The following is a 22,536-nucleotide window of genomic DNA, read 5'->3' on the forward strand; positions in this document are numbered from 1 at the left end:
AAGCGTCAGGAAAAATGCCCACAGGAATGTGGGCATTTTTTATGGCTCGGCCATCAATGCCGTAGGGCGTTTCACCTGTGCAAGTAAGAAAGTCTCCCTCTGCAACATCACGCATAACCGCGTCATAGACCGTCACACCAATGGCGTAGGAACAATCCCTGCTCATCCCTACCCTTTGCGCTCCCTCTCGACGACCGTGAAAGCGCATGCAAAGAACTCTCATCCCCCTCCCGCCACTCCAGGCGCTCGGCTTCTGTCTCGCCATCACGCTGTTCGAATGGCTGACCTACATGGCCAGCGACATGGTCATGCCGGCCATGCTGACCGTCACCCGGGATCTCGAAGCCGATGCCGCTCACATCCCCAACGCGTTCAATCTTTATCTGATCGGCGGTGTCTGCCTGCAATGGTTGATCGGGCCGCTGTCCGACCGGTTTGGCCGACGCCCGCTGTTGCTGGCCGGTTGCGCATTGTTCGGCGCGACCTGCGCGGCGGCTGTCGCCACGCCCGGCATCGAAGTGTTCAACGCCTTGCGCCTGTTGCAAGGCATGGGCCTGGGGTTTGTCGTGGCGGTCAGTTACCCCGCGCTTCAGGAAGTCTTCTGCGAGGCCGATGCGGTGCGCCTGATGGCGCTACTGGGCAATGTCGCGCTGCTTTCGCCCCTGCTCGGCCCGCTGCTTGGCAGTCTGCTGCTGGAATGGCTGAGCTGGCGCGAGCTGTTCCTCGGTCTGGGTCTGATCGCGACACTGACCTGGATCGGACTGTATGCCTGCATGCCGGAGACGATCGGCGTTGTCCGCCACGATGGAGGTCGACAAGCGCCGATCCCTTTCTCGTTTCGCCAGATCGGTAGCCGCTACCTTGCATTGCTGCGCAATCACCGGTTTGTCGGCACCTGCCTGGCCCTGGGTCTGATGAGCCTGCCACTGATTGCCTGGATCGGACTGGCGCCGCTGCTGCTCGTCCAGTTGCTGGGCCTGACCACGCGCGAATATGCGCTGTGGCAGATTCCGGTGTTTTCGGCGGTCATCGTCGGCAATCTGATCCTCGACCGACTGCTGGCGTCGCGGGATCTGCCGCAATTGATTCGCCTGGCGCTCTGGCCGTACTGCCTGGGTTTGCTGACCTTGATCGCCACCGCGGTGACCAGCCTTTCGCTTGCGGGACTGATGACCGGCCTTGCGCTGTATGCCGTGGGGCTGGGAATGAGCAACGCCGCTTTGTACCGACTGGCACTGTTTTCCAGCGATGACAGCAAAGGTCTGGTGTCTGCCGCGATCGGCATGATTTCGATTGCCGTGATGGGTGTCGGTGGTTCGTTGATCGCAGCGATCGGCGGCGGCACCCGTCTTGAATCCTTCGCTATTTGGGCGGCGCTGGGCGGCCTGCTCAGCCTGCCCCTGCTGTACCGGTTTCTGCCACACGTCCCGGCAGACACCGCTTCTTCAACATAACGACAAGGACGCCTGATGAACCACTTCCCCTACAGCGACGCACTCTGTGCGTTGACGCAACCCTATTGCCCGGATTCCGTGCCGGACGGGCTGTTTAACCAGGCCATGGCCGAAATGAGCCGGTTCCACTGCCAGCACACTCCGGGCTACGAACACTGGCTGAACGCCAATGGCCTGATCGTGCGTGCCCTGGATCACCTTGATGACTGGTCGCGGCTACCGCCGATTTTCGCCAGTTATTTCAAGCGCCAGGCGTTGCTTAGTTCCACCGCAGCGGACGCACTGGAACTCACTTCCTCCGGCACCAGCGGCGAAAAAAGCCGCATGCGTTACGACGAGCGCAGCCTGGGCGCGGCCCAGAACATGGTCGAGCGGATCTTCCAGCACTATGACTGGGACACCCCGCACACGCCGTGCAACTACCTGCTGCTGAGCTATGAACCCGAGGGCAGCATCAGCCTGGGAACGTCATTCACCGATCAGTTTCTGTGCGACTTCGCGCCCGTCAATCGCGTGGCCTACGCACTGCGCCGCACAGGAGATGGTCATGAGTTCGACAGCTTTGGCGTGATCGCAGCCTTGCAGTCCTTCGCCGAAGAAGGCTTGCCGGTACGGATCTTCGGCTTCCCGGCCTTTCTCTGGCAGACCCTGCAACGCATGGAGGCCACCGGGGTGGCAGACCTGCAACTGGCGCAAGGCTCGTTGACGCTGTTTGGCGGCGGCTGGAAAACCCACGCGGCACAAGAGATTACCCGCCAGCAACTGTACGAGCGCATCCACCGCCAATTGGGCATCGAGATGTCCCGTTGCCGTGACGGCTACGGCGCGGTCGAGCATGCGGTGCCTTACCTCGAATGTGCTCACCACCGTTTCCATGTACCGGTCTATTCGAAGGTTTTCGTGCGCCATCCCGCTGACTTTACGGTTCAGCCTTACGGCCGTCAGGGCTTGCTGAGTTTTGTCTCGCCGTACATTTCTTCGAGCCCCGCGCACGCGGTGGTCATGAGTGATCTCGCCACCCTGCATCCCGGCGCCAGCTGTGGCTGTGGTCTGTCCACCGACTGGTTCGAACTGCATGGCCGCGCGGCCACCACCGCTGGCCGTAGCTGCGCCATGGCCGCCTCTGAACTGCTGGGGAAGCACTGATATGTACCTGATCAACGGACAGCTTCACGACGACTGCACCCTGGAACTCGCGCTGGAACAGCTTTATCCGAATTTGCCACAACGATTGGCCAGGGCGCTCGACACGGCGACTGTGCTGGGCGCAGCAGCCACTTTTGCCAAGCGTCTGCAAGACCCGCACATGGCATTGCCGATCGATCCCGAACAACGCCAGTCACTGATCGAGTTCTGCCAACCCGCTGCCCTGCGGCGCAAGCTTGAGCGCGAACTCGGCGAGCAGCCGGGCAGCCTGCGTCGCCTCGACTATTGCCAGTCACGCTTTGAACGCTGGAGCCCGCTGGGCCTGGTGGTTCACATCACCCCCGGCAATGCACCGCTGCTGGCTTTCTGTGCGGCGATCGAAGGCCTGCTGGCCGGCAATGTCAATTGGTTGCGCCCCAGCAGCAGCGATCAGGGCCTGACGGCGCAATTGCTTCATGGACTGGCGCAGTGTGATGTGACCGGCCAGATCGCCGGGCATGTCGCCGTCGTTCCGGCCAGCACGGCCCAGATCGGTCAGTTGTGCCAACAGGCCAACGGCGTTTCGGCGTGGGGCGGTGAGTCGGCGCTGCAAGCCATCCGCCAGCAACTGGCGCCCGGATGTCGCTGGATCGACTGGGGTCACCGCATCAGCTTCATCTACCTGACACCGGCAGCGGTCACGCCAGAAGCCCTGGACAGCGTGGCCGATGAAGTCTGCCGCCTTGATCAGCAGGCCTGCTCCAGCCCGCAATGGCTGCTGGTGGACAGTGACGATGAAAACACTTTGCGCTCAATCGGCGAGGGACTGGCCGAGGCGTTCGAGCGTCGATCCCGGCAATGGCCAGTCCTGCCGCCTTCGATTCAGGAGGCCTCGGAAATCACCACCCGAACGGCGATGGCGCGGCTGGCCCAGAGCTTTGGCGGGGCCAGCGGTCATGTGTGGCAGGCGCCGGACTGGCGGGTGATCTGGACCCACGACCAGCAACTCGGTCCCTCGCCGCTGTTTCGCAGCCTGCTGCTCAAACCGATGCCGCGAGCACGGATCGCCGAGGCGCTGTTGCCCTGGCGAAACGTGTTGCAAAGCGCCGGACTAATGTGTGCCGAACAAGAAATGGCCGAACTGGCTCAAACGCTGATCGCTGCAGGTGTCACACGGGTCACTCCGGTGCAGGCGATTCACGAGGGCTATGAGGGCGAACCCCACGACGGTGTGTATGCCTTGCAGAGATTGAGCCGTCGGGTATCGGTCAGTCTGCCGGCTACAGAGCTTGCGACCCGTGCCACGCTCGATCCGCTGCCGACGCCAGCCTGCGTGGCCAATCTGCCGATCATGAGCAAGGACGCCTTTGTCACCCTCCCGATCCATCCGGCGGCGCGGTTGTATTTCCGCTCCGGCGGCAGCAGCGGCACCCCGGCGTTGGCCGGTTACAGCTACCGCGATTTCGATCGACAGATGCGCGCCAGTGCCGACGGCTTGTTCGCGGCGGGACTCGACCCGAGCCGCGACCGGGTGATGAACCTGTTCTTCAGCGGCGGGCTGTATGGCGGTTTCTTCAGTTTTTCCAAAGTGCTGGAGCTGCTGGGGGCCACGCACCTGCCGATGGGGGCGCCGGCCGATGACGATTACCGCGAGATCGCGCAGATAATCATCGACCAACGCGTCACCGTGTTGGTCGGCATGCCCAGCACCCTGCACCGTCTGTTCCTCAATGAGCAGGAACGGCTACGCGAATATGGCGGGATCGAAAAAGTCTTCCTCGGCGGCGAACACCCCGGTGAACAAAGCCTTGCGCTGATGCGTAGCTGCGGCGTCAGGCTGATTCGCTCGGCCATTTACGGCAGTGTCGACGCCGGGCCGCTCGGCCATGCTTGCCCGGCCACTGGCGATGGCGTGTTTCATCTCATGAGCGATATCCAGCATCTGGAGATCGTCGAATTCGAGGCCGATCGACCGGTCAACGACGGTGAAACCGGGCGTCTGGTGTTCACCTCCATCGAACGTGAAGGGCAGGACGTTCAGCGATACGACATCGGCGACAGCGGTCGCTGGCTCCCCGGTGCGTGTGACTGCGGGCTGCCCACGCCGCGCTTCGAACTGCTGCAACGTCACGGCAGATTGATGCGCATCGGTACCGACTTCATTTGCCTGTCGCAACTGGCAGAGCATCTGCAGACCGAGTTCCAGCTGATCCTCGAACATGCCCCGGATGGCCTGGAGCGCATGCGCTTTCGCAGCCCACGGCAAGCCGATGATGTACAGCGTCGCCTGCTGACCTATCCGACCCTGGCGACGCTCATCCACACCGGACTGCTGACCGTTGAGGTAGAGGTTTGCGCCAGCGATCGGTTCACCCGCACCAAACACAGCGGCAAGACGCCGCTGCTGATCGACAATCGGGGCATTGGCCCCTGCGCAGGCAGGCAAGGAGCCGAACATGAACACACGATTTGAACTGCAAGAACTGGTGACGTTGGCACGACGGCACTCCAGCTTTTATGCAAGCCACTTCGCCGATATTCCCCCGCACATCTCATCACTGGAACAACTGCCGGTGATCGACCCGGTGGAATACTGGAAAGGCAGTCATGACCTTGACCAGTGGCCTGTCCTGACGGCGCCGCTGAATGACGCACTGGTTTTCAAGACCGGAGGCACCACCAGCGCCGGCAAGTTTTCACTGTTCCGGCGCGAGGAATGGCAGACGCTGGTGACGGACTTCGGTCGCAGTCTCGACGCGCAGCTGAGCGCCGGGGACCGGGTGGCCAACCTGTTCTTTGCGGGTGACCTGTATGCCAGTTTCATCTTTACCCACGATGCGCTGGCGCAGGTTGAAACCGAGATCGTCGAGTTTCCCTTCACCGGCCATATCGACTCGAACCTCCTCGCCGATGCGATCGACCGGCACCGGATCAATGTGCTCGCGGGTATACCGGCCCATCTGCTGAGCTTTGCCGCGTGGCTCGAGCAGAATGGCCGGGCCCTCGAGGGTGTCACCGCCCTGCTCTACGCCGGCGAAAGCCTGTTTGACGCACAGTTGCAACGGCTTGAGCGGGTGTTCCCCAATGCCCGCGTGGCCTCGATCGGCTACGCCAGCGTGGACGCCGGATTCATCGGTGCCAGCCATCGTGACTGCGCTCTTGGCGAACACCGGGCTCCCGAAGGCCACGGTGTGCTGGAAATTCTCGACGAACAGACCGGTGAAGTGATCGAAGAATGCGGTCGGGTCGGGCGCCTGGTCATGACCAACCTCACGCGCCGGTTGATGCCGTTGATCCGCTACCCGGTCGGCGACCGTGCGTGCTGGCGAGAGCCGCCAGGCACGTCGGGGCGCAAGTTCGCGCTGATGGGCCGCTGTGCCGACAGCCAGAGGGTGCGCGTGGGCATTCTGACTCTGCTGCCGCAATCGATTGGCGAGACCGTGCTGCGCATCACCGGCAGCGACGATTGGCAACTGGTCATCGAGCAGGATGACGCCATGGATATCCTGCGCCTGCACTGGGCGCCGGACGCCCTGACACCGGCAAACGCTGTAGCCGACCAGACGCTGCACAGTGCCTTGATCGAAGACTATCCGTTGATCAGGCAACTAAGCGCCGATCACCTGCTGGCATTGCAGATTCGCTGCTGCAAGGTTCAGGAACTGGCACGCCATCCACGCTCCGGCAAGCGTCAACGTGTGCTCGATCGGCGCGTCTACAACGGCTCTGGCCAGGGGACCTGCTGATGGACGCGATCACCCTGCGAGGCTACCGCACCAGTGACGCCCCGGCCGTCAGCCACCTGTTCAGAAAGATCTATGGCGACCATTACGCTCAGCCGCATGTTTATCTGCCCCGCATGATCAGCCAGAACCATGCCGACCGCCGCTGGCACTCGTTGGTAGCGGTGGCGAACGGTCAGGTGGCGGGGCACTCCGCGTTGATTCTCGACAAAGGATCATCCCTCGCCGAACTGGCCCTGAGCGTGGTAGATCCGCAGATCCGTGGGCAAAACGTCGCCACGCAAATGGGCCGGCATTTGCTGATCCATGCGCAGGCGCTGGGTTATCAGGGGGTCACGATCAAGCAAATGACCCATCACCCCTACACCCAGAAAATGGCCGCCGGCCTTGGTTTTCACAACACCGGCGTGTTGCCCGATCACGCACCGTCGCCCTTTGGCGGCGCGGTGACGGAATCGCTCGTGCTGGGTTACGCCCCGGGCGATGGTTATCAGCGCCCGTTGCCGGCCTTGACCTGGCCGAATGAATGCCGTGAATTCATGCAGCAGATGTGCGACATGTTCGGAACGCGGGTGAACGTGTCGCCCTGGGTCGGCGCACCGGCGCAGCTGGAACAGCGCTGGGGGCGATACGACGGGGTATTCAACGAAGTGGACGACAGTTTGCTCAAGCAGCTGCAACAACTGCCCGACCATTGGCTGATTTCGATCAGGCTCAGGCTGGCGCAGGGTTTCGACAATGCCTGGCGCCGGTTATCGGCGATGGGTTTCGTGTTCAGCGGACTGGCGCCCGATGAACGAGGCGCTGGATGGCTGGCGTTGTTTCATCGGGGGTTCCAGCCCAAATCGCTGATATTGCATTGCCCGCAAATGCAGCGACTGCATGACGATATGCAGCGGCAGATAGCACCGCTGATAGGGCTTCAGGTTCACGCCAACCGTCCATAAAGAAAGGGCCCGCCCCGTTGTCGGGGTGGGCCCTGTCTGTCATGCCTTGGCTTTTACGCCTTGATCGGTAGGCGGTGGCTTGCGCTCCCCGCCCTGACCATAAGTCTGCAGGTTCTGCAGTACATAAATGGCTTTCTTGTACTCGGGGATCAACGTATTCGCGTACTTGTTGCCCTTGAGATTGTTGTTCTGGATGGTATCCAGCTGCGTCGCGAAATACTCCAGCGCATTGAACTTGGCGTCAGGATCTTTCTGTACGCCGAAGCGATCAAACTTGTCGCCGGCGTTGAGCAGGGTCATGGACGTGATCTCGGAAATCAGGCCGCGGCCACGCAGCATTGCACTCAGGCTGCCCAGTTGCTTGGCCGAAACATTGGTGGGATCGAAGCCCTTGATGTTCTTGTGCAGCCCCTGCTTGTCCATCTCCGCGATGCTGATTGCGTTGGGATCGTTGCCGACCTTGGCCAGCATCTGCTTGACCTTCACGCTTTGAGAAACCGGTTTGCTCGAGCTTCCTGTGTCTCGAACCAGCAAACCCGCCTTGGGTTGCCAGGCACCGGTATATCCGATAGTCATGAGCAAGCTCCTTGCGAGGAAAACATGAAAAATTCCTTGTTGAACGACTTTTGAGTTGCCCGGAGTATCGGCCGGCAAACTAATGGCACCAACTCCTTTGTGCACTTTTTTACAATTTTTGTACATTCACGATACAAACAGACAGAAGCCCCGGAAATACTGGACTAGAGCGTTCATGACAAGGTGATGAAAGTGGGTTTATTGCTCTAATGTTCGGGACAGTTAGTTCCCATGTATCAGGCAAGATACCTTCCTTTGGTCGGGATCGGCTCTTTTAGGACGAAAGTACCTAAAGCTTCACGAGTACCCGACGATACGTTAGGAAACCCGCGCTGTTTTTCCCCTGCCCACAATAAGAATCCCTGCTCAAGGACCGGTTTCCATGCCCGCATTCCGCACCATTCAGGCTCGCTACACGCTGTTTCTGGTTCTGTTCATACTGTTGTTGTCGGTTCTGACCGTGGTTGGCATCAGCCAGTTGGTCGCGCCCAAGCTGCGCCATACCGAAGAACAGGTCGTGCTCAACCGCATCGCTGAAGTGGCCGAGCAGATCCAGGGCGAATTGAACAAGGTTCAGGCGCAACAGCGCAGCATCACCCAGACCATTCCGCTGCTCGACAGCGCGGCCATCGACACGGTGTTGCCGGGGCTGGTGGATCAATACGGCGAACTCAAAGTATTCGGCGGCGGCATCTGGCCGTTGCCCGGCCAGCGTGAGGCCGGACGCAACAAGTTCAGTACGTTCTGGCACCGGGATGCCTCCGGCAAACTGGCGGTGAACACCTTCTGGAACAGCGACGCGGCCCCCAATTATTACGACCAGAGCTGGTACAAGGGCGGCATGCAAACCCCGCGCGGCCAGTGCGCGTGGGCCGCTGCCTATAAAGATGACGCCAGCGCCGAACCGCGCACCAACTGCGCCATGGCCATCCAGAAAAACGGCAACGCCTGGGGCGTTTCGACCATCGACGTGACTCTGGGCTTCTTCAACGATCTGGTGGCGCGCAAGGAAAAAGACCTCAACGCCGAAATGCTGATCGTCGAGGCCGACGGCAAGATCATCAGCAACAGCTCGCGCATCAGCGGGCCGATCGTGTTGAAGAACATCAGCGAACTGGCCGGCGGCTCGACCTTCGCCAGCCAGGTCAAGGCCGGCCTGCAAAACCGCGAACAGGCGCAGCGCGTCGAATTCGACAATAAAGGTGAAGCCAGCACCTTCTTCATGCGTCCGATCGAAGGCACCCCGTGGTTCCTCGCCACCGCGCTGCCGACCAAAATGCTCACCGCCCAGCGTGACGACGTGCTCAGCAGCCTGAGCCTGTTGCAGATTCCGCTGGTGATCCTGCTGGTGCTGTTGCAGGTCTACGCGATCCGCCAACTGGTCTCGCGGATGAAAGCCCTGAAAGCCAACATCGATTCGCTGTCCAGCGGCGATGCCGACCTGACCCGGCGCATCACCATTCGCGCTGAAGATGAACTCGGCGCGATCGGGCATTCGGTCAACACCTTCATCGCCTACCTGCAGAACATGATCGGCGAAGTCACCCAGGCCACCGGCGCCATGGCTTCGAGCCTCGACAACCTGCAACGTACGTCTACGCACACCAGCCAGATTCTGGCGCGCCACGCCTCGGAAACCGACCAGACCGTTACCGCGATCAACGAAATGAGCTCGACCGCCGAAAGCGTCGCGCAAAATGCCGCCGAAACTGCCGCTTTCACCCAGCGCGCCAACGAAAACGCCGACCGCTCGCGCGTGGTGGTTGGCGAAGCGTCAAGCAGCGTGGTCGCACTGATCGACGAAGTGGCCAGCGCCACTCACAAAGTCGAAAGCATGCAGCAGGATGCCCAGCGCATCACCGAAATCCTCGGCGTGATCGGCGCCATTGCCGGCCAGACCAACCTGCTGGCGCTCAACGCCGCCATCGAAGCAGCACGCGCCGGTGAGCAGGGTCGTGGTTTTGCGGTGGTGGCGGACGAAGTGCGTGCCCTCGCCGCCCGCACCCAGGCCAGCACCTCGGAAATCAACGAAATGTTGACCCGTCTGACCCAAGGCGTGAGTTCGTCGGTCAGCGCCATGGAAAACACCCAGGCCAGCTGCCAGTCGGCCGCCGATGCCACGGCGCGAGTCAACAGCGGTCTCGACGAGATGGCCGGCTCCGTCAGCCACATCAACAGCCTCAGCACCCAGATCGCCACCGCCGCCGAGCAGCAAAGCGCGGTCACCGAAGAGATCAACCGCAGCATGGTGCAGATCCGTCACATGGTCGATGAGCTGGTGGAAAGCGGCCAGGCCAGCGAACTCAACACCCGCCAGTTGCTGGAAGCCAACAGCCGGGTGAGCGCGATCATGGGGCGCTTCAAGGTTCGCTGACCGTTTTGTCATCTTGCGCTCAGTGGCCTGTCAGCTTTGATCTACGATCATGTTGGCAGGCCTGCCTCGTATCACTTGGAAACACTCCGTTGATGCCCGGCAGGAAAAACCAGTCAAAATGCCTTCCTTTTTTGACCGTTCCTCCTTCGAGCCGAGAGCCCTCCATGCGAAACCACCTGCGTCTGGCCGCCCTGAGCGCCCTGTTCATTTCCTCCCTGGCGCAAGCCGCCGACCTTATCCCGATCGAAGTCCACCGCGACGCCAACTGCGGTTGCTGCAAAAAGTGGATCAGCCACCTGGAAGCAAATGGCTTCAAGGTCGAAGACCACGTCGAAAGCGACATGAGCAGCTTCAAGCAGCAACACGGCGTACCGCCACGTCTGGCGTCCTGCCACACCGCAATCATCAACGGCAAATTCGTCGAAGGCCATGTGCCGGCAGAACAGGTGCTGGCCCTGAGCAAGCGTGACGATCTGCTGGGCGTTGCCGCACCGGGTATGCCGATGGGTTCGCCGGGCATGGAAATGGACGGCATGAGCGATGCGTATCAAGTGATCGGCCTGAAAAAAGACGGCGCCGATGTGGTGGTGGCGGATTACCCGGCCCATTGATGACGGCGGGTTATCTCGGGCTGTTCCTGGCCGCGTTTGGTGCGGCGACGCTGTTGCCGCTGCAATCGGAAGCCGTGCTGGTCGGGCTGGTGGTCAGCGACCGTTACTGGCTTTGGGGGCTGCTGGCGGTGGCGACGCTGGGCAACGTCCTCGGTTCGCTGGTGAACTGGTGGCTGGGGCGCGGGCTGGAGCGCTTTCAGGACCGGCGCTGGTTTCCGGTCAGCCCCAGGCATATGGAGCGCGCCCGTGTTCACTATCAGCGTTATGGTCACTGGTCGCTGCTGCTCAGCTGGCTGCCGGTCATTGGCGATCCGCTGACGTTGATCGCCGGCGTCATGCGTGAACCCCTCGGGCGATTTCTGTTGATCGTCACTCTCGCCAAAGGCGCCCGCTACGGGGTGCTGGCGATGCTCACCCTCGGCTGGCTCGGTTGAACGATCGGGCCCGAGGATTGCCTGTGTTTAACGTCGCCCTAATCCGGCCGTTCCAGCATCGGCCGATTTCTTGTGGAGTTGTCCTATGTCTGTGTCGCTGACCCGCTGGCTGCCCGGCCTGCTGCTGACCGCCGCCCTGCCCCTGCTTGCTCACGCCGAAGGCCCGCAATACGGCCCGGAGCTGCAGGGCTTTGATTATCCCTACACCCTCAAGCACTTTGCCTTTCAGTCCCAGGGCAAGTCGCTGCAGATGGGTTACATGGACGTCGCCGCCCACGGCAAGGCCAACGGGCGCACCGTGGTGCTGATGCACGGCAAGAATTTTTGCGGTGCGACCTGGGACAGTTCGATCAAGGCCCTGAGCGAGGCCGGTTACCGGGTGGTCGCCCCGGATCAGATCGGTTTCTGCACCTCCAGCAAACCCGATCACTATCAGTACACCTTCCAGCAACTGGCGGCCAACACCCAGCAACTGCTCAAGACGCTGGGTATCCAGAAAGCCACCCTGCTCGGCCACTCCACCGGCGGCATGCTCGCCACCCGCTATGCGCTGCAATACCCGGATCAGGTCGAGCAACTGGCGCTGGTCAACCCGATCGGCCTGGAAGACTGGAAAGCCCTCGGCGTGCCGTATCGCAGCGTCGATCAGTGGTATCAGCGCGAATTGAAAGTCACCGCCCAGGGTATTCGCGACTATGAACGCACGACCTATTACGACGGCCGCTGGAAACCGGAATTCGACCGCTGGGTCGACATGCTCGCCGGCCTGAGCAATGGCCCGGGCAAGACTCAGGTCGCATGGAACTCGGCGCTGATCTACGACATGATCTTCACCCAGCCGGTGTACTACGAGTTCAAGGACCTGAAGATGCCGACCCTGCTGCTGATCGGCACCTCCGACACCACCGCCATCGGCAAGGACATTGCGCCGCCGGAAGTGAAGGCGAAAATCGGTCACTACGAGGTGCTGGGCAAGCAGGTCGCGAAACTGATTCCTCAGTCCACGCTGGTGGAATTCCCCGGCATGGGCCACGCCCCGCAGATGGAAGAGCCGGCGAAATTCCACGAGGCACTGCTGGGCTGGCTGGACAAAACCAATCCCGTTCGTTGAAGAGGTAACGCTGATGGCGGTGCAGATTGCGGTGATCGATGACTGGCAGGACGTCGCGCGTGACGTCGTCGACTGGTCGGTGCTCGACAGCCTCGGCGAAGTCACCTTCGTCCATGAGTACCCGGCGGACAACGCCGAGCTGGCCGAACGTCTGGACCGGTTCGAGGTGATTTGCGTGATGCGCGAACGCACGCGCTTCGATGAAGACCTGCTCAAACGCCTGCCGAACCTTAAGCTGCTGGTCACCGGCGGCATGCGCAACGCCGCGCTGGACATGCCGGCCGCTGCTCGCCTCGGGATCAAGGTTTGCGGCACCGACAGCTACAAACACGCGGCGCCGGAACTGACCTGGGCGCTGATCATGGCCGCCACCCGCAATCTGCTGAACGAAGCCAACGCCCTGCGCGCCGGCCAGTGGCAGCAAGGCCTGGGCGGCGACCTGCACGGCAAGACCCTCGGCATTCTCGGCCTCGGCAGCATTGGCCAGCGGGTGGCGCAGTTCGGTCAGATGTTCGGCATGCGCGTGATCGCGTGGAGCGAAAACCTCACCGCCGAGCGCGCCGAACAGGTCGGCGTCACCTATGTCAGCAAGCAACAGTTGTTCGAACAGGCTGACGTGCTGTCGGTGCACCTGGTGCTCAGCGACCGAAGCCGGGGCCTGGTGGATGCCCAGGCGCTGGACTGGATGAAGCCGACCGCGCTGCTGGTCAACACCGCGCGCGGACCGATTGTCGACGAAGCCGCGCTGATCAAGGCCTTGCAAAAACAGCGCATCGGCGGTGCGGCCCTCGACGTGTTCGATCAGGAACCGCTGCCGGCGCTGCACCCGTTTCGCACCCTCGACAACGTGCTGGCCACGCCCCACGTCGGCTACGTCAGCCGCCAGAACTATGAGTTGTTCTTTTCGCAGATGATCGAAGACATTCAAGCCTGGTCAGCCGGGGAACCGGTCCGCCTGCTCAACTGAAAACTCCTCGCCTTCGCGGGCAATCCCTGCCCGCGAAGCAGCACCCGCTGTTCGCCCGCCAACACAACTGTCCGCACCGCAACAGTGCGCCCGCACTTTCCCGGCGCCCGAATTCGTGACCGGCCGGTCACCATTTTGCATCATCGACCCCGCCAAACATGCACTTCGTCGGGGCGCACCCCCTCCCGAAGCCACGGATTTCGTGAGCCTGCAACAGATTGTCGAACAATTCATCCGATTGGCCTGGCCCGCTCTAGGATCTGGCCTAGACTGATTTTCGCGGGGTAAAACCGGCCGGTCACAAAGCGGAAATTTTGTCGAAACTTTTGCTGATCGCGACGTGTCATCTGATAGGCAGGGCCAAAGCGACTGGTTCAAGTCTTGCAATGGTCCCCTCACCCATTCTGCTTGCGCGTGTTGGGTAGCGTTTGCTCACCGATGCGTGGCGCGTTTGCGCCCGGCCACAGGACTTGGCCATGGACATCGCTTGTTTAACACAAGAATCAGATCAAAAAAGACGGGAGATTCATATGATCAGTGCGGCATTGGATATTCAGGGAGAGCGTGCTCACCAGCCGGTCGGCGAGTCGAGCACCGTGAGCGTTCCCGGCAGCCGGTCGATCAACGTCCCGGGCACCAAGACGCTGACGCCGGTAGCCAGTCAGAACCCCAACAAGAAAAAAGTGTTGTTCGTGACCTCGGAAATCGCCGATCTGGTGAAGACCGGCGGTCTGGGAGACGTTTCTGCCGCCCTGCCCCGCGCCATGGCGCACCTGCATGACGTCCGGGTGTTGATCCCGGGTTACCCGCAAGTGATGAACAGCGAGAATCCGATCCACATCATCGGCGAACTGGGTGGCCACGCCGCGCTGCCGCCCTGCAAGATCGGGCGCATGGACATGCCTGACGGTCTGGTCATCTATGTGTTGATCTGCCCTGAACTCTATGCCCGTGACGGCGGCCCGTATGGCGCCAACAACGGTCGCGACTGGCCGGACAACCACATCCGCTTCGCCCGTCTGGGTCTGGCCGCTGCCGATATCGCCGCCAACCTCGCACAAATCCACTGGTGCCCGGATCTGGTGCACGCCCACGACTGGCCGGCCGGGCTGGCACCTGCCTATATGCACTGGCGCGGGCAACGCACACCGACCCTGTTCACCATTCACAACCTCGCGTATCAAGGCGTGACCAGCCTGGGCTCGTGCCCGGAACTCGGGATTCCCGCCCATGCCCTGCAACAGGAAGGCATGGAGTTCTACGGCAAGATGTCGTTCCTCAAGGCCGGCATGGCCTATTCGAGCCACATCACCACGGTCAGCGCCACCTACGCGCAGGAAATCACCACCCCGGACTTCGGCTGCGGTCTCGACGGTTTTCTCGCTGCCAAGACCCAGCAAGGTTTGCTCAGCGGCATCCCCAACGGCATCGATGAAAGCTGGGACGCCGCCACCGATCCGCATCTATTCGCACCGTTCGCCATCGGCGACTGGGAAGGTAAAGCGGTCAACGCCGCCCATGTGCGCGAATTGTTCGGTCTGCAAGACTCCGAAGGCCCGCTGTTTGCCGTGGTCTCGCGCCTGGTCTATCAAAAAGGCCTGGACCTGACTGAAGCGGTGTCGGAATACATCGTCCAGAACGGTGGCCAGATCGCGATCATCGGCCGTGGCGAGCCGGAAGAAGAACAGGCCATGCGCGAACTGGCACTGCGCTTCCCCGGCCAGATCGGCGTGCGCATCGGCTTCAATGAAACCGACGCCCGACGCATGTTCGCCGGCAGCGATTTCCTGCTGATGCCATCGCGTTATGAACCCTGCGGTCTGAGCCAGATGTACGCCCAGCGTTTCGGTTCGTTGCCGGTGGCACGCAACACTGGCGGGCTGGCCGACACCATTGAAAACGGCGTCACCGGTTTCCTGTTCAACGAATCGACCGCGGACAGTTACCGCGAAGCCTTGAGCCGCGCGTTCAAGGTGTTTGCTTTCCCCGACCTGCTGCACGCCATGCGTTGCCGGGCGATGGCCGCGCCGTTCAACTGGTGCAAGGCGGTCGAACCCTACGCCGAACTCTACGAACAACTGGTGGCCAAGGCGCTGGGTAAAACGCACCACAAATAACCAGGGAGGTTTTCAACGATGCCGTCACGGACACCTGAAAGCTGGCCCCACGGCGCGATCATGCTGGATGCCGAGCACACGCAATTCGCGTTGTGGGCGCCGGATGCGTTTTACGTCAGCGTAGAACTGGACAACGGCCAGTCCCTGCCCATGCTGCCCCAGGGCGATGGCTGGTTTGTCATCAAGACCCGCTGCCCCGCCGGCAGCCGCTACCGTTTCAATATCGACGGCGAACTGGAGGTGCCCGACCCGGCCTCCAGGGCACAGGACGGTGACCTCGACCGCCACAGTGTGGTGGTCGATCCGCACCTCTATTCCTGGCGCAACACCACCTGGCAAGGTCGGCCGTGGAATGAAGCGGTGATCTACGAATTGCATGTCGGCGCGCTCGGCGGGTTTGCCGAAGTCGAGCAGCATCTGGCGCGTCTCGCCGGACTGGGCATCACCGCCATTGAACTGATGCCGATCGCGCAGTTTCCCGGCGATCGCAACTGGGGCTACGACGGCGTACTGCACTACGCGCCGCAGGCCAGTTACGGCACGCCGGAACAACTCAAACACCTTATCGACAGCGCCCACGGTTATGGCCTGGCAGTGATTCTCGACGTGGTCTACAACCACTTCGGCCCCGACGGCAATTACCTGCACCGCTACGCCAAAGGCTTTTTCCGCGAAGACAAACACACGCCGTGGGGCGCGGCCATCGACTTTCGCCGTCGCGAAGTGCGGGACTTCTTCGTCGAAAACGCCTTGATGTGGCTGCTGGAATACCGTTTCGACGGCCTGCGTCTGGACGCGGTGCACGCCATACAAAGCCCCGACTTTCTGCCTGAACTCGCACATCGCATCCGTCAGCAGATCGACCCGACCCGCCATGTGTGGCTGACCATCGAAAATGAACTCAACCAGTCGAGCCTGCTGGAGGAAAACTACGACGCGCAGTGGAACGACGACGGCCACAACGCCCTGCACGTGTTGCTGACCGGTGAAACTGACGCCTATTACGCGGACTATGCGCTGCAACCCACAGAACAACTGGCCCGCTGCCTGAGCCAGGGTTTTGTGTTTCAGGGTCATATCACCCGCCACGGCGAACCCCGTGGCGAGCCGAGTGAGCATTTGCCCTCCACGGCGTTCGTGCTGTTCCTGCAGAACCACGACCAGATCGGCAACCGCGCCTTCGGCGAGCGCCTGCATCAATTGGCCGACCCGCGCGCGGTGGAGGCTGCGACAGCGCTGTTGTTGCTGTCGCCGATGATTCCCCTGATGTTCATGGGCGACGAATACGCCGCCGAACAGCCGTTCCTGTTCTTCACCAGCCACCATGGCGAACTGGCGAAACTGGTGCGCGAAGGCCGGCGTAACGAGTTCGCGGCCTTCAGTGCTTTCTCCGATCCGCACAAGCGCGAGCAGATTCCCGACCCGAACGCCGAGCAAACCTTTCACACCTCACAACCGCGACTGGTCGGCAGCGGCACACCCCGGCAAAGGGCAACACTGGCGCTGTATCGCCAGCTTCTGCAATTGCGCCATCAATACATCATTCCCAACCTGTCAGGCACACAAGCGCTAGGCGCCCAGGTGCTGGGGCCTGGCGCCGTCAGTGCGCGCTGGCGGCTGGGCGATGGCAGCGAGCTGCGAATCGACCTGAACCTCGGCGACACGCCAGTGGTCAACCTTCCACAGGCCGAATCGGTGTGGCTGTTCCGCCAGCCGTCCACCGCCGGCCTGTCGGATGAGGGGCAACTGCCCCCGTATTGCGCGCTCGTCAGCCTCACGGCCGCAACCCCTTTGCCACCCCTGGATGGAGAGCGCCTATGAGCGATGCGCAACTGGAAATTCTCGCCAGCCGAGCCGGCCTTGCCGTCGACTGGATTGACGCCAACGGCCGACCGCAAAAAGTCGCCCCGGCGGTGCTGCGCAATGTTCTGACCGGTCTCGGTCACCCGGCCGGAACGGCCCAGGAAATCGACGCCAGCCTGCTCGAACTGCAACAGGTGCAGGAAAATCGCCATCTGCCACCGCTGCTCACTGCCGACGCCGGCGTGGGCCTGGATCTGGCCCGCTATTTCGAACCCGAAACCCCTTGCGAGATTCACCTGGAAGACGGCTCACGCCTGAACCTGAAGCTGGATGCCGAGGCCGTGTTGCCCGGCGAAATTCCGGTCGGCTATCAGCAAGTGCACATCGCCGACCAGCAATTCACCCTGGCCGTGGCACCGGAACGCTGCTTCAGCGTGGGTGATGCGGTGGACAGTCCGATCCCTCGCGTATGGGGCCTGAGCGTGCAGCTTTATGGCCTGCGCCGCCCCGGCGATGGCGGTTTCGGCGACACCCAGGCCCTGGAAGAACTGGCCCGGGTGGCGGGCGAACGCGGCGCCGATGCCCTGGCGATCAGCCCGCTGCACGCGATGTTCAGCGCCGACACCGGGCGCTACAGCCCTTACTCGCCGTCCAGTCGGCTGTTTCTCAATTCCTTGTACGCCGCACCCGGTGCGATCCTCGGCGAACGCGCCCTGCGCGATGCGATTGACGCGGCCGGCCTGACCGATCAGTTCGAGCAACTGGAAAACCTGAAACTGATCGACTGGCCGAAAGCCGCCGAGGCCAAACTGAAACTGCTGCAAGCCTTGTACGACGGCTTCATCAGCGGCGAACACCCGTTGCACGCCGACTTCTCCAGCTTCCGCGATGCCGGCGGAGAAGCGCTGGAAAACCACTGCCGCTTCGAAGCCATTCAGGAAATGCGCGCCGCCCGTGGCGAAAACCTCGACTGGCGCCAATGGCCCGAGCACTGGCACGACCCGCGCGGCGCTGCCCTCGGCGCGTTTGCCGAGGAATACGCCGAGCGCATCAGCTACTTCGCGTTCTGCCAGTGGTTGATCCACCGCTGCCTGGAACGCGCCCAGACCGCCGCCCGCAGCGCCGGCATGGGCATCGGCCTGATTGCCGATCTGGCGGTGGGTGCCGACGGTGCCGGCAGTCAGGCCTGGAGCTTTCAGGATGAATTGCTCGCCTCGCTGACCGTCGGTGCGCCACCGGACATCCTCAATCGCTCGGGTCAGGGCTGGGGCATTTCTGCGTTCTCACCTGAAGGTCTGGTGCGCAACGGTTTTCGTGCGTTCATCGACATGCTGCGCGCCAACTTCGCCCACGCAGGCGGGTTGCGTATCGACCATGTCATGGGCCTGCAACGGTTGTGGGTGATCCCCAACGGCGCGGTCCCGGCAGACGGCGCCTACCTGTATTACCCGGTGGATGACCTGCTGCGTCTGCTGACCCTCGAATCCCATCGCCATCAAGCGATCGTGCTCGGTGAAGACCTCGGCACCGTGCCCGATGGCCTGCGGGAAAAGCTCATCGCCCGCGCCATGCTCGGCATGCGCGTGTTGTTGTTCGAACAGGACAACACCCATTTCAAGCCGATCCTCGACTGGCCGGACAACGCCCTCGCCACCACCAGCACCCACGATCTGCCGACGCTCAATGGCTGGTGGCATGGCCGCGACATTGACTGGAATGCGCGGCTCGGACTGATCGACGCCAACGGCGAAATCGACTGGCGCCGTTACCGCGAACGCGAGCGTGAAGGCCTGCGCGGCGCCTTGAGTCAGGACCCGCAAAACTTTCGCGAGGAATCCCACGAGGCCGATCAAGTGGTCGACGCCGCTGTGCGTTTCCTCGGCCACACCCGGGCGCCGCTGGTGCTGTTGCCACTGGAAGATGCGCTGGGGCTCGACGAACAGGCCAACCTGCCCGGCACCATCGACACCCACCCGAACTGGTCGCGGCGCTTGCCGGGTACCAGCGAGGCGCTGCTCGACGGCGTCGACGCCGCACGACGCCTGGAACTGCTGGCGTGCGCGCGTCTTCAGGCAGCCGAGCGTGACCGATGAGTGCACTGCCTATCCAGACACTGCGCGCCACGGTCCGCCTGCAATTTCATCGCGGTTTTACCCTCGATCAAGCGGTGCCGCTGGTGCCGTACTTCGCCCGACTCGGCATCAGCCACATTTACGCCTCGCCGCTGCTCGCCGCCCGCGCGGGCTCGATGCATGGCTACGATGTGGTCGACCCGACCCGCGTCAATCCGGAACTCGGCGGCGAGCCGGCCTTGCGCCGCTTGGTCGCCAGCCTTCGCGAACACGGCATGGGGCTGATCCTCGACATCGTCTCCAATCACATGGCGGTCGGTGGCGGTGACAACCCGTGGTGGCTCGACCTGCTGGAATGGGGACGGCTCAGCCCCTACGGCGAGTTCTTCGACATTCAGTGGCACTCGCCCGACCCGTTGATGGAAGGCCAGTTGCTGCTGCCGTTTCTGGGCAGCGATTACGGCGTCGCGCTACAGGACGCGACCCTGCCGCTGGTGTTCAACGCAGAGAGCGGCACCTTTCATGTCGAGCATTACGAACATCACTTTCCGATCTGCCCCGGCGATTACGGTGAACTGCTCAAATCCGATGACGCCCCGAACGAAGCGCTCAAGGCCCTCGCCGACCGCTTCAGCGCGCTCAGTTATCAGACCGACGCCCGTTCGCTGGCCCTCCCACTCAAGGAAGAACTTCAGCAACTGGCCAGCGACCCTGATGTTCTGCAAGCCATTCAGCGCAACCTGACCCACTACGATTCGAAGACCGAAGACGGTTTTCAGCGCCTGCATCAGTTGCTGGAGCGGCAAAGTTATCGCCTGGCGAGCTGGCGCACGGCGGCGGACGACATCAACTGGCGGCGCTTCTTCGACATCAACGAACTAGGCGGTTTGCGCGTCGAACGCCCGGCGGTTTTCGAGGCCACCCACGGCAAGATTTTCCAGTTGATCGGCGAAGGCCTGATCGACGGCCTGCGCATCGACCACATCGACGGCCTCGCCGACCCGCGCAGCTACTGCCGCAAACTGCGCCGCCGCCTCGACCATCTGGCACCGGGCCGGCACTTGCCGATCTACGTCGAGAAGATCCTCGGCGATGGCGAAACCCTGCCCACCGACTGGTCCGTGGACGGCAGCACCGGTTATGAATTCATGAACCAGCTGTCACTGCTGCAACACGACCCGGACGGCGAACATGTGCTGGGCGATCTGTGGAAACGCCGCACCGAACGCCCATCTGCGTTTATCGAAGAAGCGCAACTGGCGCGCCAGCAGATTCTCAACGGCTCGCTGGCCAGCGATTGCGAAAGCGTCGCCCAGGCCCTGCTGCAAGTGGCGCGCGATGACCTGATGACCCGCGACCTCACGCTCGGCTCGATCCGCCGCGTGTTGCAGGCGCTGATCGTGCACTTCCCGGTCTATCGCACCTACATCACCCCGATGGGCCGCTCGGCGCGGGACGAGGTATTTTTCCAGCAGGCCATGGACGGTGCGCGGCAGGCATTGAGCGAAGCCGATTGGCCAGTGCTGGACTCCGTAGCAGGCTGGCTTGGCGGCCAGCCGTGGCGGCGCAAACCCCGTGGCCGTTCGCGCAAGATTCTGAAACACGCCTGCGTGCGCTTTCAGCAACTCACCTCCCCGGCCGCCGCCAAAGCGGTGGAAGACACCGCGCTGTATCGCTCGGCGGTGCTGCTGTCGCGCAATGACGTCGGCTACAACACCGAGCAGTTCAGCGCGCCGGTCAGCGACTTTCACGCGGTGAACCAGCAACGTCTGGCGAGCTTCCCGGACAACCTGCTGGCCACCGCCACCCACGACCACAAACGCGGCGAAGACACCCGTGCGCGGCTGGCCGTGCTCAGCGAACGCAGTCACTGGTACGCCGAGCAGATCGAGCTGTGGCGCGCCCTCGCCCGGCCGCTGCGCCATGACGATCAGCTGCCGTCGTCGGCGGACGAATTGATCCTCTATCAGGCGCTGCTCGGCAGCTGGCCGCTGGACCTGCGCGACGACGATCAGGCCGGTTTCGCCGACTACGCCAAACGAATCTGGCAGTGGCAGCAGAAAGCCCTGCGCGAAGCCAAGCTGCAAAGCAGCTGGAGCGCGCCGAACGAGGCGTACGAAAACGCCGCTCAAGCGTTCACCGAACAATTGCTCTTGGCTCCCGAAGGCGAACTGCTGCGCGGGGCGCTGGCCAAGACCGTCAACAGCATCGCTGCGGCCGGCGCCCTGAACGGTCTGGCGCAAACCTTGCTGCGCATGACGGTGCCGGGGATACCGGATCTGTACCAAGGCAACGAGTATTGGGATTTCAGTCTGGTCGATCCGGACAACCGCCGGCCGGTGGACTACGGCCTGCGCGAACAGACTCTGACGGCAACGCCCGCAGAGGAACTGTTGTCGGGTTGGCGGGACGGGCGAATCAAGCAGGCCTTGATCGCTCAGGTGCTGCAGGTGCGCACCGAACACAGCGAATTGTTCCGCCGCGGTTCGTACCAGGCCCTCGAGGTGCTGGGCAGCCAGGCGCACAACGTGCTCGCGTTTGCCCGCGAGCATGGGGGGCAACGGGTCATCGTGATCGTGCCGATCCGTTGCGCAACACTGCTGGAAAACAGTGCCCTACCCATGGTCGATGCGCTGCGCTGGGGCGATACGCGGGTGGTTTTACCGTTCGACGCCTCTGACGAAAATCTGAAGGGACTTTTTTCAAGCACCGCAGTCACAAAAAACAGGGAGCTGCACATCAGCGCCGCGCTGGGGGATTTCCCGGTCAATCTGCTTATCCAACACGTCTAGCAGCATGAGTTCAGTCCAGGAGCATTGCGATGAGTACCGACGATAAACGCATCCGCGAATTCGCCTATCAGATCTGGGAATCCGAAGGTAAACCCGAAGGCCAGGAAGCGCGCCACTGGGAGATGGCGCGCAAACTTGCCGAGTCCGAGGCGCTGGCACCGAAAAAATCGCCCAAGGCTGCCGGCAGTAAAACCGCTGGCAAGACCGCCACCGGTAAAGCCGTCGATGGCAAGGCGCCCGCCGCCAAGCCCAAGGCCACGACGGCCAAGGCCAAGCCAGCCAGTGCCGCCAAGGTCATTCCCCCGGGCGAAAAAGCCGCCGAGAAAAAGCCCCGCGCGCCGCGCAAGCCGCCTGCGGTCTGACGCTCCCCGAACCATTGATTTGAATAACCGTGTGGCGGGTTCGCCCGC

General features: G+C 62.3%; 16 protein-coding genes. 15 read left to right on the top strand and 1 reads right to left on the bottom strand.

Going from position 1 to position 22,536, the window contains the following annotated elements:
* The first annotated feature begins 206 nt into the window (after window positions 1–206).
* From PMI24_RS21340 to PMI24_RS21360, 5 genes are read left to right on the top strand one after another with little or no spacing between them, the layout of a single operon-like run.
* On the top strand, window positions 207–1,454 hold the full coding sequence (locus PMI24_RS21340; RefSeq protein WP_007957556.1) for an MdfA family multidrug efflux MFS transporter: 1,248 nt from the start codon (window positions 207–209) through the stop codon (window positions 1,452–1,454).
* Between the two features lie 15 nt (window positions 1,455–1,469).
* Window positions 1,470–2,600 carry a LuxE/PaaK family acyltransferase gene (locus PMI24_RS21345; RefSeq protein WP_007957558.1) on the top strand — a complete coding sequence of 377 codons (1,131 nt, stop codon included), beginning with the start codon at window positions 1,470–1,472 and terminating at the stop codon, window positions 2,598–2,600.
* Window position 2,601: 1 nt separating this feature from the next.
* Entirely contained in the window at window positions 2,602–5,052 is a 2,451-nt protein-coding gene (locus PMI24_RS21350) for an aldehyde dehydrogenase family protein (protein WP_007957559.1), read from the top strand.
* On the top strand, window positions 5,036–6,325 hold the full coding sequence (locus PMI24_RS21355) for a phenylacetate--CoA ligase family protein (RefSeq protein WP_007957561.1): 1,290 nt from the start codon (window positions 5,036–5,038) through the stop codon (window positions 6,323–6,325). Before PMI24_RS21350 ends, PMI24_RS21355 begins: the two co-directional genes overlap by 17 nt.
* The gene (locus PMI24_RS21360) at window positions 6,325–7,269 is read left to right on the top strand and encodes a GNAT family N-acetyltransferase (protein WP_007957566.1); all 945 of its coding nucleotides are present in this window, start codon (window positions 6,325–6,327) and stop codon (window positions 7,267–7,269) included. Before PMI24_RS21355 ends, PMI24_RS21360 begins: the two co-directional genes overlap by 1 nt.
* A gap of 39 nt (window positions 7,270–7,308) precedes the next feature.
* On the opposite strand, the gene PMI24_RS21365 is transcribed toward PMI24_RS21360, so the two are convergent.
* Complete coding sequence (locus tag PMI24_RS21365) at window positions 7,309–7,845, bottom strand: hypothetical protein (protein ID WP_007957569.1); 537 nt, start codon at window positions 7,843–7,845, stop codon at window positions 7,309–7,311.
* 382 nt (window positions 7,846–8,227) lie between these two features.
* On the opposite strand from PMI24_RS21365, the gene PMI24_RS21370 reads away from it, so the two are divergent.
* The 10 genes from PMI24_RS21370 (at window position 8,228) to PMI24_RS21415 (ending at window position 22,488) form a co-directional block, all read left to right on the top strand.
* Window positions 8,228–10,219, top strand: a complete 1,992-nt coding sequence (locus PMI24_RS21370; RefSeq protein WP_007957570.1) for a methyl-accepting chemotaxis protein — start codon at window positions 8,228–8,230, stop codon at window positions 10,217–10,219.
* Between the two features lie 164 nt (window positions 10,220–10,383).
* A complete protein-coding gene (locus PMI24_RS21375) occupies window positions 10,384–10,830 on the top strand; it encodes a DUF411 domain-containing protein (RefSeq protein ID WP_007957572.1) in 447 nt (148 codons plus the stop codon).
* Window positions 10,830–11,264, top strand: coding sequence for a YqaA family protein (locus PMI24_RS21380; RefSeq protein ID WP_007957573.1), 435 nt, complete (start codon window positions 10,830–10,832; stop codon window positions 11,262–11,264). Before PMI24_RS21375 ends, PMI24_RS21380 begins: the two co-directional genes overlap by 1 nt.
* 85 nt (window positions 11,265–11,349) lie before the next feature.
* Window positions 11,350–12,375 carry an alpha/beta fold hydrolase gene (locus PMI24_RS21385; protein WP_007957574.1) on the top strand — a complete coding sequence of 342 codons (1,026 nt, stop codon included), beginning with the start codon at window positions 11,350–11,352 and terminating at the stop codon, window positions 12,373–12,375.
* A 13-nt stretch (window positions 12,376–12,388) separates the two neighbouring features.
* Window positions 12,389–13,342, top strand: coding sequence for a D-2-hydroxyacid dehydrogenase family protein (locus PMI24_RS21390; protein ID WP_007957576.1), 954 nt, complete (start codon window positions 12,389–12,391; stop codon window positions 13,340–13,342).
* A 530-nt stretch (window positions 13,343–13,872) separates the two neighbouring features.
* Window positions 13,873–15,459, top strand: a complete 1,587-nt coding sequence (gene glgA / locus PMI24_RS21395) for a glycogen synthase GlgA (RefSeq protein WP_007957578.1) — start codon at window positions 13,873–13,875, stop codon at window positions 15,457–15,459.
* A gap of 18 nt (window positions 15,460–15,477) precedes the next feature.
* The gene (gene treZ / locus PMI24_RS21400) at window positions 15,478–17,280 is read left to right on the top strand and encodes a malto-oligosyltrehalose trehalohydrolase (protein ID WP_007957580.1); all 1,803 of its coding nucleotides are present in this window, start codon (window positions 15,478–15,480) and stop codon (window positions 17,278–17,280) included.
* On the top strand, window positions 17,277–19,355 hold the full coding sequence (gene malQ, locus PMI24_RS21405; RefSeq protein ID WP_007957581.1) for a 4-alpha-glucanotransferase: 2,079 nt from the start codon (window positions 17,277–17,279) through the stop codon (window positions 19,353–19,355). Before treZ ends, malQ begins: the two co-directional genes overlap by 4 nt.
* Window positions 19,352–22,126, top strand: coding sequence for a malto-oligosyltrehalose synthase (locus PMI24_RS21410; RefSeq protein WP_007957583.1), 2,775 nt, complete (start codon window positions 19,352–19,354; stop codon window positions 22,124–22,126). The genes malQ and PMI24_RS21410 overlap by 4 nt, the downstream gene beginning before the upstream one ends.
* Window positions 22,127–22,155: 29 nt before the next feature.
* A complete protein-coding gene (locus PMI24_RS21415; RefSeq protein WP_007957585.1) occupies window positions 22,156–22,488 on the top strand; it encodes a DUF2934 domain-containing protein in 333 nt (110 codons plus the stop codon).
* The last annotated feature ends 48 nt before the right edge of the window (window positions 22,489–22,536 follow it).

Source organism: Pseudomonas sp. GM25, from assembly GCF_000282255.1.
GTDB lineage: Bacteria > Pseudomonadota > Gammaproteobacteria > Pseudomonadales > Pseudomonadaceae > Aquipseudomonas > Aquipseudomonas aphyarum.